The sequence below is a fragment of the Roseococcus sp. SYP-B2431 genome, from assembly GCF_004336745.1.
In the GTDB taxonomy this organism is placed as follows: Bacteria; Pseudomonadota; Alphaproteobacteria; order Acetobacterales; family Acetobacteraceae; genus Roseococcus.
Genome location: NZ_SJXD01000011.1, coordinates 283,310 through 295,942 on the forward strand (window position 1 = coordinate 283,310; position 12,633 = coordinate 295,942).

Annotated in this window: 14 protein-coding genes; 1 reads left to right on the plus strand and 13 read right to left on the minus strand. The window is 72.4% G+C overall.

All coding sequences use genetic code 11. The features are described from left to right. Positions 1-5: 5 nt before the first annotated feature. From EJV46_RS02695 to hisI, 8 genes are all read right to left on the minus strand, one after another. Complete coding sequence (locus tag EJV46_RS02695; RefSeq protein ID WP_131547039.1) at positions 6-1,520, minus strand: TolC family protein; 1,515 nt, start codon at positions 1,518-1,520, stop codon at positions 6-8. A 355-nt stretch (positions 1,521-1,875) separates the two neighbouring features. Then, positions 1,876-3,048, minus strand: coding sequence for an ABC transporter permease (locus EJV46_RS02700; protein ID WP_165585294.1), 1,173 nt, complete (start codon positions 3,046-3,048; stop codon positions 1,876-1,878). Positions 3,049-3,208: 160 nt separating this feature from the next. Further along, complete coding sequence (locus EJV46_RS02705; RefSeq protein ID WP_131547041.1) at positions 3,209-3,910, minus strand: ABC transporter ATP-binding protein; 702 nt, start codon at positions 3,908-3,910, stop codon at positions 3,209-3,211. Positions 3,911-3,943: 33 nt separating this feature from the next. Further along, positions 3,944-5,053: a lipid-A-disaccharide synthase gene (lpxB, locus tag EJV46_RS02710; protein ID WP_131547042.1), complete on the minus strand. Its 1,110-nt coding sequence runs from the start codon at positions 5,051-5,053 to the stop codon at positions 3,944-3,946. Further along, complete coding sequence (locus EJV46_RS23150) at positions 5,050-5,934, minus strand: carbon-nitrogen hydrolase family protein (RefSeq protein ID WP_240782369.1); 885 nt, start codon at positions 5,932-5,934, stop codon at positions 5,050-5,052. The genes lpxB and EJV46_RS23150 overlap by 4 nt, the downstream gene beginning before the upstream one ends. After that, positions 5,931-6,518 carry a GNAT family N-acetyltransferase gene (locus EJV46_RS23155; RefSeq protein WP_240782370.1) on the minus strand — a complete coding sequence of 196 codons (588 nt, stop codon included), beginning with the start codon at positions 6,516-6,518 and terminating at the stop codon, positions 5,931-5,933. The genes EJV46_RS23150 and EJV46_RS23155 overlap by 4 nt, the downstream gene beginning before the upstream one ends. Then, entirely contained in the window at positions 6,515-7,519 is a 1,005-nt protein-coding gene (locus tag EJV46_RS02720; RefSeq protein ID WP_131547044.1) for a GTP-binding protein, read from the minus strand. Before EJV46_RS02720 ends, EJV46_RS23155 begins: the two co-directional genes overlap by 4 nt. After that, positions 7,516-7,944 (minus strand): phosphoribosyl-AMP cyclohydrolase, encoded by a 429-nt coding sequence (gene hisI, locus EJV46_RS02725; RefSeq protein WP_131547045.1) that lies wholly within the window; start codon positions 7,942-7,944, stop codon positions 7,516-7,518. Before hisI ends, EJV46_RS02720 begins: the two co-directional genes overlap by 4 nt. Before the next feature lie 44 nt (positions 7,945-7,988). Between hisI and EJV46_RS02730 the strand changes: the two genes are divergently transcribed. Next, positions 7,989-8,438: a Fur family transcriptional regulator gene (locus EJV46_RS02730; RefSeq protein WP_240782371.1), complete on the plus strand. Its 450-nt coding sequence runs from the start codon at positions 7,989-7,991 to the stop codon at positions 8,436-8,438. 43 nt (positions 8,439-8,481) lie between these two features. Here the strand turns inward: EJV46_RS02730 and EJV46_RS02735 are convergent, their stop codons facing one another. From EJV46_RS02735 to EJV46_RS02755, 5 genes are read right to left on the minus strand one after another with little or no spacing between them, the layout of a single operon-like run. After that, positions 8,482-8,721 (minus strand): hypothetical protein, encoded by a 240-nt coding sequence (locus tag EJV46_RS02735; RefSeq protein WP_206020682.1) that lies wholly within the window; start codon positions 8,719-8,721, stop codon positions 8,482-8,484. Then, entirely contained in the window at positions 8,718-10,370 is a 1,653-nt protein-coding gene (locus EJV46_RS02740) for an NTP transferase domain-containing protein (protein WP_131547047.1), read from the minus strand. Before EJV46_RS02740 ends, EJV46_RS02735 begins: the two co-directional genes overlap by 4 nt. After that, positions 10,367-11,041, minus strand: coding sequence for an XdhC family protein (locus tag EJV46_RS02745; protein WP_131547048.1), 675 nt, complete (start codon positions 11,039-11,041; stop codon positions 10,367-10,369). Before EJV46_RS02745 ends, EJV46_RS02740 begins: the two co-directional genes overlap by 4 nt. After that, positions 11,038-11,352, minus strand: coding sequence for an XdhC family protein (locus EJV46_RS02750; RefSeq protein ID WP_131547049.1), 315 nt, complete (start codon positions 11,350-11,352; stop codon positions 11,038-11,040). Before EJV46_RS02750 ends, EJV46_RS02745 begins: the two co-directional genes overlap by 4 nt. Before the next feature lie 16 nt (positions 11,353-11,368). Then, positions 11,369-12,583 (minus strand): VWA domain-containing protein, encoded by a 1,215-nt coding sequence (locus EJV46_RS02755; protein WP_131548003.1) that lies wholly within the window; start codon positions 12,581-12,583, stop codon positions 11,369-11,371. Between the last annotated feature and the right edge of the window lie 50 nt (positions 12,584-12,633).

Genomic DNA, 12,633 nt, shown 5'->3' on the forward strand with positions numbered 1-12,633 from the left:
CCAGGTCAGTCATTCAGCGCGATGCGCCAGGTGTCGAGCGTGGTTCCCAGCACCTGGTCGAGCTGCGTGAGCGAATTGGCATAGGCGATGACGGCCGCGAGTTCCGCGCTCTCGGCCGCTTGCAGGAACCCCTGGAAGGAGACCACCTGGAAATTCGAGGAGCGGCCGGCCTGCAGCTTCACGAGCTCGGTTTCGAGCTGCAGGCCGGCCAGCTCCCGGGCGCGCCTGGCCAGCTCCGCCTGGCGGCGCAGCGCGTCGATGTTGCGCACCGTGTCCTCGACCTGCTGGCGCAGCCGGTCGCGCGCGGCGTCGCGGGCGATCTCCGCCTGGCGCAGCCCGATGGTCGCCTGCACCTCCGGCGCCTCGCGGGCGATCTGGCCGAGCGGGATGTTCAGCCGCAGCCCGATGTTGAAGTCGTTGCGGGCCGAGCTCAGCTGCTCCAGCGTGCGCGCGATGTCGGCGGTCTGCGAGCCGGCGGCCGATCCCGCGACCAGCGAGAGGTCCCAGAGGCGCTGGTTGCGCGCGACGTCGAGGTTGATGCGCGAGACCTCGATGGCGAGGATGCTGCGCAGGTAGTCCGGCTGGTTGTCCGCGGCCACGTTCAGCGCGCGCTCCATCGGCACGCGCGCGGAATCCGCCGCCGGCCGCTCCACCGCCCAGATCTGCTGCGACTGGTTCACCGCGAGCAGGGTGAGCAGCGCGAGGCGGGCCTGCTGCTGCGCGTTGCGCGCGCCCACCAGCGCCAGCTCCTGCTGGGCGATGGAGGTCTCGGCCTGGATCAGCTCCACCTGCGCGATGCGCCCGGCGGCGGCCAGCGCCACGTTCACGCTGGCGAGCTCGCGCGCGCGGCGCAGCGCCTCGTCGGAGATGCGCAGCTGCTCCTGCGCCTGCAGCAGCGCGCGATAGCCGAGGATGGTCTGGCTGATCTGGTCGATCACCAGCGCCTTGAGCTGGAGCTGGCTGCCGATCTCCTGCAGCCGCGCGATGCGGGTGGGCGCCATGTTGTAGTCGATGCCGGCGCCGGCCAGCAGCGGCTGGATGACCTGGAAGGTGGCCTGGCCGACGGCCTGGGGCCGCCCGTTGCGGATATTGCTCTGCGAACCCTGCCAGCCGAAGGTGAACTGCGCGCCCGTCGGCAGCAGGATGGTCGCGGTGGGGTTGATCAGCGTCGTGGTCGTGGTGACGCCGCTGAGGCGCGTGCGGTTCGTGCTGGCGCCGATATTGTACTGCGGGTCGAAGCGCGCCTCCGCCACGCGAAGCGAGAAGCGGTCCGCCACGCGCTGGAGGTACTGGCTGCGGATCGAGCGGTTGCTGCGGATCGCGAGGAAGACGGCCTCGGGCAGGGTCAGCGGGACGCTGCCCTCGGGCATGTTGCGCGTGGAGGGTGGGGCGGCGGGCGCGGCCGTGCGCGGCGCGCGCTCGCGCGGCTGCGCCGCGGCGCCGGAGGCGGCCAGGACCACGCCGAGGATCGCCGGCAGCAGGCAGGATGGCCCGCGGCCTCCCATGTGTCGGCCCCCCATGTGTGTCTCCGGATTTTACACATTCACTATCCCATCCTCCGGGACGTGGCCGCAAGCGGGCATAAGCCCTTGTCCGATCGGTGTTTCCCATCGGTGCGATCGGCGCATGCGGGGTGGACCGGCGCGCCGGCTTCGTGGTTCCCTGCATCCATGGCGTGTCGGGCGAGGCGATGGGGGCGGGGCTGGCCGGCCGGGGCGGTTCTTCTGGCCCTGGCGGGCTGCGCGCCGCCGGGCGTGCTGCGCGAGCCGGTGCGCGGCGCCAGCTACAGGCCGGTGGAATCCGCGCTGCCGCCCTTGCCCGCGGTGATGGAGCGCACGGGCGATCCGCCGATCGCGCTGCCCGACGCCGCGACCTTCACTCCGATCGCAGCGCCTCGATGGGATCCAGCCGCGCGGCCATGACGGCCGGGTAGAAGCCGAAGAAGACGCCGACGGCCAGCGAGACGCCGGCGCCGAGCGGCGCGGCCATGGGCGAGAAGCTCACCGGCCAGCCTGACATCCAGGCGAAGCCGAAGCCCCCGGCGAAGCCCAGCGCCACGCCGAGGAGGGCGCCCAGCACCGAGAGGATCAGCGCCTCGGAGAGGAAGAGCCGGCGCACGTCGCGGCGCCGCGCGCCGATGGCCAGCCGGATGCCGATCTCGCGCTTCCGCTCGGCGACCGACATCAGCATGATGTTCATGACGCCGACGCCGCCCAGCACCAGCGCGATGCTGCCCACCGCGCCCAGCAGCAGCGCCACCAGTCGCACCTGGCTGTTCATGCCGGCGATGAGCTGGCGCGCCGACATCACGTTCAGCGTGGCATCGCGCAGGCCGGGGCCGAGGTGCTGCTGGAGCTGCGTCGAGGCGAGGTCGGGATCGGCCTCCGGCGCGAGGCGGGCCACCGCCATGGAGAGCTGCGGGATCGCCATCACCCGCCGCGCATTGGGCAGGGAGAGGAACAGGGTGCCGTTGATGTCGACCGGCAGCATGGGGTTCATCAGGACTGGCTCGACGATGCCGATGACGGTGAAGACGTAGCGGCCGACGCGGATCTGCGAGCCCACGCGGATCGGCGAGAAGGGCTGCGAGAGCTGCTCGGCCAGTTCGGATCCCAGCACCGCATGCAGCTCGAAACGGTCGAAGGCGGAGAGGAAGCGGCCCCGGGCCATGGGCAGCCGGGCCACGTCGTCGAAGCTGTCGGTGGCGCCGAGGAAGCCGGCATTGCGCGTCTGCCCCTCGAAGGCGACGGGGCCGCCGCCGATCATGAAGGGCGCGATCTCGCGCACGGTCGGGACCATCTGCGGGACGGATTCGATGTCGCCGAGGCGGAAATTGCCGAGGCCGCTGGGGCTGTCGGCGCGCAGGATGAGGGTGTCCGTGCCCATCTGGCGGAACTGGCGGATGGTCTCCTGCCGGGCCATGGAGCCGGCATGCAGCATGGCGATGACCGCGCCCGCGCCCACGACGATGCCGAGCAGCGCCAGCAGGCTGCGCTGCCAGGCGGCCATCAGGTTGCCGGCGGCCTCCATGAGGGTCTGGCGGATCATGCCGCCCCCGATCGCCGGAGCGCGGATGCGCGAAGGCGTGAATCGGCGGCCAGCCGCGCCCCCGATCGCCGAAGCGCGGATGCGCGAAGGCGTGAATCGGCGGCCAGCCGCGCCCCCGATCGCCGAAGCGCGGATGCGCGAAGGCGGGAACCGGCAGCCGTCACGCCGCATGCGCTTTCGGCTGGGGAGCGTGGGTCTGGTCGGCGAGGTGGCCCTGCGTCAGGACGAGGCGCCGGCGGCAGCGGGCCGCGACGCCCGGATCATGCGTGATGATGAGGACCAGCACCCCCATCTCGCGGTTCACCTCCTCGAAGAGGCCCATGATCTCGCGGCTGACGACCGGGTCCAGCGCCCCGGTCGGCTCGTCGGCCAGCAGCACGGCCGGCTCGCCCACCAGCGCCCGGGCGATGGCCACGCGCTGCTTCTGGCCGCCCGAGAGCATGTTGGGCAAATGCGCCAGGTGCTGGCCGAGCCCGACACGGGTGAGCATGTGCTCGGCCCGGCGGCGCGCCTCGGCTTCCGGCGTGCCGCGATACATCAGCGGCAGGGCCACGTTCCGCCAGGCATTGAGCCGCGGCATCAGGAAGAACTGCTGGAAGACGAAGCCGATCATCCTGTTGCGCATCGCCGACTGCTGGTCGACGCCGGCGGCCAGCACGTCCTCGCCGCGGATGCGGTAGGTGCCGGCGGTGGGCCTGTCCAGCAGGCCCACGATGTTCATGAAGGTCGTCTTGCCCGAGCCCGAGCCGCCCATGATGGAGACGAGCTCGCCGGCCGCGAGGTCGAGGTCCAGGTCGTGCAGCACGGTCCGCTCGGTGGGGCCGATCCTGAAGCTTCGCCTGATGCCGCGCAGTTCGAGCATGGGCGGGAGCCTATGGCCCGCGCCGGAGCCGCGTCAAAGCATCCGCAGGACGGCGTCCGCCGCCGCCTCGCTGGGCAAGCCCTTTTCGGGATGCAGGCGGGCGAGGGCCCGGGCGAAGCCGGCACGCTGACGGGCGACGGCCTCGTCGTCCTCGATCAGCGGCCGGAGCGCGGCGGTGAGGCCGTCCGGTTCGCACTTCTCCAGCAGGAGCTCCGGAACCACCGGCTCGTCGGCCAGCAGGTTCACGAGGCTGGCGTATTTGACGCGGAACAGCCGGCGGATGATGGCGTTGGAGATCGGGTTGAAGGTGTAGCCGATGACGTGCGGCAGGCCGGCCACCGCCGCCTCAAGCGAGGAGGTGCCCGACTTGATCAGCCCGGCGCGGGCCGAGGCGAAGGCGTCGGCCTTCTCCTGCGGGGCACGGACCGTCTGGATGGGGCGTCCCCAGGCGGCGGCCTGATTGCGGACGACCTCCTCCACCGTGCCGGCGAGGCCGATGACGGGCAGGATATCCGCCGGCAGCCGGCGCACCGTCTCGGCGAAGGGGGGCAGCATGCGCGAGACCTCGCCGCGCCGGCTGCCGGGCATGACGACCAGGGAGCGCCCGGACCAGGGCACGCGCGCGGCGTCGCCATGGGCGGCCTCGCTCTCCAGGATGGGATGGCCCACGAAATCGACGGGGATGCCGGCCGCCTCGAAGATCGGCGCCTCGAAAGGCAGGAGCGCGAGGATGCGGTCCACGCGCCTGGCGATCTTCTTCACGCGGCCCGGGCGCCAGGCCCAGACCTGCGGGGCGACGTAGTGGAGGATCGGGATGCCCAGCGGCTTCACCCGCGCGGCGAGCCGCAGCGTGAAGCCCGGGCTGTCGATGGTGACGATGAGTCGCGGGCGGCGGGCGGTGATGTCGGCCACCGCCTCATCCATGCGCTGGGACAGGCGGCGCAGGCTGGGCAGCACCTCCATGATCCCCATGAGCGCCAGCTGCCGGATGCCGAAGAGGGACTGAAAACCCTGCTCTGCCATGCGCTCGCCGCCGATCCCCGCGAATTCCAGCGTGGCGTCGCGGGCGCGCAGGGCGGCGATCAGGCGGGCGCCGAGGATGTCGCCCGAGGCCTCGCCGGCGGCGATGTAGATCAGCGTCACGCGAAGACGGCCGGGGTGCTGCGGGGCACGGGTGCGGCGGGCCAGTCGCGGTGGTTGCGCACGGCGCCGTCGGCGCGCACGGCCTCAAGCCGCGTCGGATCGAGCGTGGCGAAGAGGAGGCCCGGCGTGTCGTGGGCCAGCTCGGCGATGATGCCGTCGGCCGGGAAACCGCGGTCCACCGGGCCGTAGATGCCCGCCGCGCCGTGGTTCTCGTCCAGCGCGACCGAGCCCTCGAAGCCGCCCAGCGTGGGCGCGACGGCGACGAAGCACTGGTTCTCCATGGCGCGCGCCCGGGCGCCGATACGGACGCGGCTGAAGCCGTGGTCGGTGTCGGTGCAGGTGGGCACGAGGATCAGCCAGGCGCCGGCCTCGACCTGCGCGCGCACCATGTCCGGAAATTCCGCGTCGTAGCAGACGGCGATGCCGATCCTGCCCCAGGGCGTGTCGAAGACCTTGGGCGGGGCACCGGAGGAGACGCCCCAATGCTCGGTCTCGAACCGCGTCATGCGGCATTTGTCCTGCATCGCGATCCGCCCGTCCGGCGCGACGAGCGGCGCGCGGTTCACGACGGCATCGCCGGCGCGCATGGGCAGCGTGCCGGGCTGCAGCCAGATGCCGTGCCGCAGGGCCGCGCCGCGCATGGCGGCGAGAACCCCGTCGGAGGCCTCGACCATGGCGCGCAGCTCCGTGGCTGCATCCGGGGCGTTGCGGCCGGCCAGCGCGGCGCCAAGCTCCACGCAGGCATATTCGGGCATCACGACCAGATCGGCCCCGCCCGCCTTCGCCGCGCCGACCCAGCGGTCCAGCTTCGCGGCATAGGCGGCGATGCCCGCCGTCGGCTCCACCGGCCAGGCGAGCGCCGCGAGCGTCAGGGTGGTCAAAGCGCCTTGATCCAGAAGGAGAGGGAGTGCGGCGTCTCGCGCTCGTCGCCCAGCTCGCGCCAGTTGAAGACGCAGGAGAGCTCGGGATGGTGCGTATAGCCGCGCTTGCCCCAGAAGCCGTCCAGCGGCGTGTGATCGGCCGGCCTGCGCGGGTCGTTGATGTTGCGGACCACGGCACAGAACGTGGCGAAGGGTAGGTCCAGGCTCCGCGCATGCGCCTCGCGCGCGGCGAAGAAGGCGACGCCCGCACCCTGGCCGCGATAGGCCCTCAGCAGCACGGACTCCCCGAAGTAGCAGTAATCCGCCGGGTTGCGGCCCGACGCCTCGAAGGCCATGCGGACCGGGCCGTGCGTCGCGGCCATCGGCTGGGCGGTGGCGGCGCCGACGATGCGGTCGCTGTCCCAGGCGAGGATGATCGCCGAGGCCTCGTCCTCGGCGTAGTGGCGGAGATAGCGCGCCTCGTCCTCGGCCTCGCCCCGGTAGAGATAGGGCCATTCCGCGAAGACCACCGTGCGCAGATGCGCGAGCGCCGGCACATGCGCCAGCGCGGCCTCGCCGGTGACCGTCTCGATCCGGAGACTCATGCGGGCGCGGCTTGCAGGAAGGCGCGCAGCCCGTCCTCCACCACGCGCGGATCGAGGTCGCGCAGGATGAAGACGATGCGGCTGGAGCGGTCGTCCCCTTCCGGCCAGGCATCGAGCAGCTGCGGCGGATGGAAGCTGTGCTGCACGCCGTGCATCGCCACGGGGGCGGGCTGGCCGCGCAGGTTCAGGAGGGCCTTCATGCGCAGCACGTGCTGGCCCTGGGTGACGGCGAGCATTTCCAGGTAGGAGGCGAGGCCCTCCCAGGGCAGCGGCTCCGTGAAGCGCAGCGCGACGGCGCGGATGCGCGCATCGTGGCGGTTCACGTCGTGCTGGTGGTGGTGATGATGGTGATGCCCGGCCGCCTCGATCCACCTGTCGATGTCCGCCAGCTTGCCGTCGGCCGAGAAGGGCCCCGCATCGGTCAGCGCGGCGGCCTCGATCCCGCCGGACACGGCCGTCAGCACGGGCGCGATCGGGTTGAGCGCGGACAGGCGGCCGCGCAGCGCCGCGACCTCCTCGGGCGTGGCGAGGTCGGTCTTGGTCAGCACGATCCGGTCCGCCACCGCCGCCTGGCGCAGCGCTTCCGGCTGGGCGTCGAGCGTGGCCATGCCGTGCACCGCATCGACCAGCGTCACCACCCCGTCCAGCCGGTACTGCCGCAGCAGCCAGGGGTCGCTCATCAGCGTCTGGAGGATGGGCGCCGGATCGGCCAGACCCGTCGTCTCGACCACCACGCGGCGGATCTCCTGCGGCCGTTCCGCGAGGTCGCGCAGCGCGCGCGACAGGTCGCCGCGCACGGTGCAGCAGAGGCAGCCGGCGGCCAGCAGCACGGCGTCCTCGTCCAGCCGTTCGACGAGCAGATGGTCCAGCCCGATCTCGCCGAACTCATTGATGAGCACCGCCGTCCCCGCCATCGCCTCCTGCTGCAGCAGGCGGTTCAGCAGGGTGGTCTTGCCGGCCCCGAGAAAGCCGGTCAGCAGCGTGACGGGGATCGGGGTCATGCGCTGTAGAGGCTTTCGGGGCTGACCAGCGGCGCCGTCAGCTCCACCAGCCCCTCGTCGCGGGGCGCGGAATAGAAGCAGCTCCGTCGCCCCGTGTGGCAGGCGACGCCCTTCTGGTCGACCAGCAGCAGCAGCGTGTCGCCGTCGCAATCCAGGCGCAGGTCCAGCACGGTCTGGACCTGGCCCGAGCTCTCGCCCTTGCGCCAGAGGCCGCCGCGGCTGCGGCTCCAGTAGCAGGCGCGGCCCGTCTCCATGGTTTCGGCGAGCGACTCAGCGTTCATCCAGGCCATCATCAGCACCTCGCCGGTGTCGTGCTGCTGGGCGATGGCCGCGACGAGCCCCTTCGCGTCGAAACGCACGGCCGCCAGCACGGCGACGCGGGCTTCGGCGGAGGCGACGGGGACAGGGGAGGGGGTGTTTGGCATGGCGAGACACTATATGGGGTGTGATCATGCCCGGTGAGAACCCCATGGACCTGGAAGCGACGCTGGACCGAGCGGCCGAGCAATGCGCGGCGCGCGGGGCCCAGCTCACGCCCCTGCGGCGCAAGGTGATGCGCCTGGTGCTGGAGGCGGGCCAGCCCGTCGGCGCCTATGCGCTGCTCGACAGGCTGCGCGACGAACGAGGGCCGGCCGCGCCGCCCACCGTCTATCGGGCGCTGGACTTCCTGCTGGAGCAGGGCCTGGTCCACAAGCTGGAGCGGCTGAACGCCTTCACCCCCTGCATCGAGGCGGGCCACGACCACGGCGCGCATGGCCATCCGCACCAGTTCCTCATTTGCAAGGCCTGCGGCGACACCATCGAGCTGACCGACCATGCCGTGGCGCATGCGCTGGAGCACGCCGCCGGAAAGGCCGGCTTCAGGCCGGAGAAGATGACGGTCGAGATCGAAGGGATCTGCGCGCGCTGCGCGGCCTGAGGGGGGCACCGCCCCCATCGGGCGCGAGGAAGCCGGCCGGCCGTCAGCGCAACCAGGCGACGGCCTGGACGGCGGCCTCCCGGGCCGCCTCGCGCGTGGCGTAGACGTTTCCGAGGAAGTAGCTGACCGGCGTCCAGCGCCCGCGATCCTCGACATCGCGGCGGAACTCCTCGAAGCCGAAGGTCCCGTCCGGGCGCCGGAAGATGTCGACGCAACGGTTGTGCTGCTCGTTCTCGGGACTTTCGAGCATGGTCCAGTCCCGCGGGATGCGCGAGTCGCTCACGCCGGCACCTTGGAGCCGAAGCCCGCCGCGGATTTCAGCGATTCGGCCGTGTCGAAGTCGCGCAGCACGCCGTCATCCGGCACCTCCACCTCGACCAGCCGGTCCGCGTGCTTCGCGACGAGCTGCCGCGCGCCCATGTCGCCGGTCAGCTGCATCATCTCGGGAAGGAACTCGCGCCCCCAGAGCATCGGGTTGCCGTGCTTGCCCCGGAAGGTCGGCTGGACGATGGCGCGGCCCTCCTCGGGGTCGAAGCCGGCGAGGATGCGCGCGATGACCGCCGGCTCCACCAGCGGCATGTCGCCGAGCGCGACCAGCACGCCCTCGGCCTCCGGCGGCAGGGCCGAAAGCCCGGCCCTGAGGCTGGCGGAGAGGCCCTCGGCATAGTCCTCCGCATGGACGAAGCTCACGGGCCTGCCGGCCAGCGCTTCCTGCACGCGCTCGCGATCATGGCCGGTCACGACCAGCACCGGCCTCACCCCGCTCGCCAGCACCTTTTCCGTCACGCGCGCGACCATCGCCACGCCCTGGTCGTCCGTGACCAGCAGCTTGTTGAGCGGCGCCATCCGGCTGGAGCGGCCGGCCGCCATGACCAGCCCCGCCACCTGGCGCGCCTTGCGCGGCGCGCGCGCGGGCGGCGGCGTGGCGGGCGCCTTGGCCCGGGGCAGGGGGCGCGTCTCGATCTCCTTGAGCAGCCCGCCCACGCCCATCGCCATCACGTCGCGCGCGCGCACGGGCACGCCGGCGAACAGCCGCTGCAGCACCCAGTCGAAGCCGTTCACCTTGGGGCTGCGCGCGCAGCCCGGCAGCACCAGGGCAGGGACTTCTCCGACCTCGCCCAGGCAGATCAGGTTGCCGGGGTCCACCGGCATGCCGAAATGCTCGATCCGTCCGCCCGCGCGCAGGATGGCGGCCGGGCCCACGTCGCGCCGGTCGATGGTCGCCGAGGCCCCCATGACGAGCAGCATCTCCGCCCCCTGGCGCAGCAGCCGCTTCAGCGCCTCGGCCACGGCGCCGGCTTCGTGCCGCGCCCGCTCGACCGGCAGCAGCGTGCCCATCAGCGCCTCGACGCGCGCTCCGGTGATCTCGACGGCGCTGGTCATCACGCTCTCCTTCATGCCCGGCAGCTCGGTCAGCACGAGGCCGACCTTCAGCGGGCGGAAGGGGTGCAGCGAGAGCACGCGCTGCTTCCGCAGCAGCGCCTCCGCGACGCCGAGCGCGGCGCCGGGCACGGCGAAGGGGATGACCTTGATGGTGGCCAGCATCTCCTTCGGCCGGACCATGCTGTAGTTGGGCAGCGTCGCGACGGTGAGGCTCTCGTCCAGCGCGTTCAGCCGGTCGATCGTCGCCGCGTCCAGCACCAGCAGCCCGCCGGATTCCGCGACGAGGTTCACGCGGCCCGTCGAGGCACGCGTGCGCGCGACGAAGGGCGTCTCCATCGCCTCGCCCACGCGGCGCGCGGCCTCGTCCTCCGGCACGTCGTCGCGGTCGAGCCGGGCGGCGATGACCTGCGTGTGGCCCTCGGCGCGCAGGGCCAGGATGGCGGCGTGGTCGAGCACCATGCCCTTCTTCAGCGCGCGCTCCTTCAGCCGGATGGAATGCGCGAGGACCGCGCCCTCCGCCTCGTCCAGCGGCGTCGGGCCGAAATTCACTTGCCGCGCCGGCGGGCCACGACCTGGCCCAGGATGGAGAGCGCGATCTCGGGCGCGGTGACGGCGCCGATGTCCAGCCCGACGGGGGCGGCGATGCGGGCGAGCGCGGCCTCGCCATGGCCGAGCGCCTTCAGCCGCTCGATACGCTTGGCATGCGTCCGCTTGCTGCCGAGCGCGCCGATGTAGAAGGCCTTGCTCTTCAGGGCGACGTCGAGCGCGGGATCGTCCAGCTTGGGATCGTGCGTCAGCGTGACGACGGCCGTGCGCGTGTCGGGCGCCAGCGCCTCCATCGCCTCGTCGGGCCAATCGTGGTTGAGGGCGACGGCGGCGAACCGTTCCTCGCTGGCGAAGGCGCGGCGGGGATCCACCACCGTCACCGCGAAGCCGAGCTCGGCCGCCATCGGCGCCAGGGTCTGCGCCACATGCACGGCGCCCACCACGATCATTCGCAGCGGCGGGTTGTGCGGCTGGAGGAACCAGGCCTCGCCGTCGAGCGTGACATTGGCGGCCTTGTCGTCGAAGAGCAATCGCTGCGCCGCTTCCGCGAGCGCGCCGGGAACGGCATCCTCCGGGAAGAGGAACTGCGTGCCGTCGGACAGCCTCGTCAGCAGGGCGACGGGCGTGAGGGCAGCGCGCGCGCGCTGCAGCCGGGCCAGGTGTTCGGGCGTCAACCGAGCTTCTCCACGAAGACCTTCAGCTTGCCGCCGCAGGCGAGCCCCACCTCCCAGGCGCGCTCGTCGCTGATGCCGAAATCGAGCAGCTGCGGCTTGCCGTCCTGCATGGTCTGCCTCGCGACATCGGCGACCGCGCCCTCGATGCAGCCGCCCGAGACCGAGCCGGCCATGCGGCCCGAGGCGGTGACGGCCAGCATGGAGCCGGCGGGGCGCGGGCTGCTGCCCCAGGTCTCGACCACGGTCGCCAGCGCGACCTGCTCGCCCTCGGCGGCCCAGGCGGCGGCGGTGCCCAGAATATCCTCGCTCATCGGCGGCTCCCTTGTCTCATCCGGTCGCGCGATTCAGACCTCCGGCGCCTGCGCGCCTTCGATCATCCCGCTTCAGCGCCTCGATCAGCTGTCGCAGGCTCGCGAGATTATGCACGGGGCGGAACTCGTGCACATGCGGCAGCATCGCGCGGATGCCCTGGGATTTGGGTTGGAACCCCGCATAGCGCAACAGGGGGTTCAGCCAGATGAGCCGGCGGCAGGAGCGCTTCAGCCGGTCGGTCGCCTCGGCGAGGCCGCGCCCGCCCTCGCGGTCGAGCCCGTCGGTGATGAGCAGCACCACCGCGCCCTGGCCCAGCACGCGGCGTCCCCAATCCTGGTTGAAGCGCTCCAGCGCCTCGCCGATGCGCGTGCCGCCGGACCAGTCCGGCACCATGTGCGCGACCATCTCGAAGGCGATCTCGGGGTCGCGGTGCTTGAGCTGGCGCGTGATGTTGGAGAGCCGCGTGCCGAAGAGGAAGCTGTGCACGCGCTCGCGGTCGTTGGTGACGGCGTGGAGGAAGTGCAGCAGCACCTGGGCGTAGCGCGCCATGCTGCCGGAGATGTCGCAGATGGCGACCAGCGGCGGCGGCCGCACCACGCGCCGCCGGCGCAGGATCCTGACGAGCTCGCCGCCGCTGCGGGAGCCGGCGCGGATCGTCGCCTTGAGATCGACGCGCGGGCCCAGCGGATCGGTGCGGAAGCGCCGCGTCGGCCGGGCGTCGAGCGGCAGGACGAGGCGGCGGATCTCCTGCCTGGCCAGCGCGATCTCGGTGGCCCCCATCGCCTCGAAATCCATCTGCTGGAGGCGCTCGCGCTCGGAGACGGTCATCGCCGCGTCGAGCTGGGGTGGTTGCTCCTGCGGCGGGGGCGGCGGGCGGGGGCGGTCCGCGGCCATGGCCTCGGCCAGGCGGCGATCGCCGGCCTTCGGCTTTTGCGGCGCCTTCTGCTCCTCCAGCATGGCGAAGGCGGCCTCGGTCGCGCCCTTTTCGGGATCGCGCCAGAAGAGGGCGAAGGCCGCATCGAAGAGCCCGGCCTGCTCGTGCCGGCGCAACAGCGTGGCGGCGAGGGCGGCGCGGACCGTGGCGCGCGTCTCGACGCCGACGAGGGTCAGCGCTTCGGCCGCGGCCAGCGCGTCGCCCGGCCCGACCTGGAGGCCGACCCGCCGCAGCAGGCGGAGGAAGGCGAGCAGGTTGGGGGCGAGGGCCTCGGCGGAGGGCTGGTCGCGCGGCAGGAGCGGACTGCCGAAGGCGCGCTGCGCGGCCTCGCTCAGCGCCTCCCGGG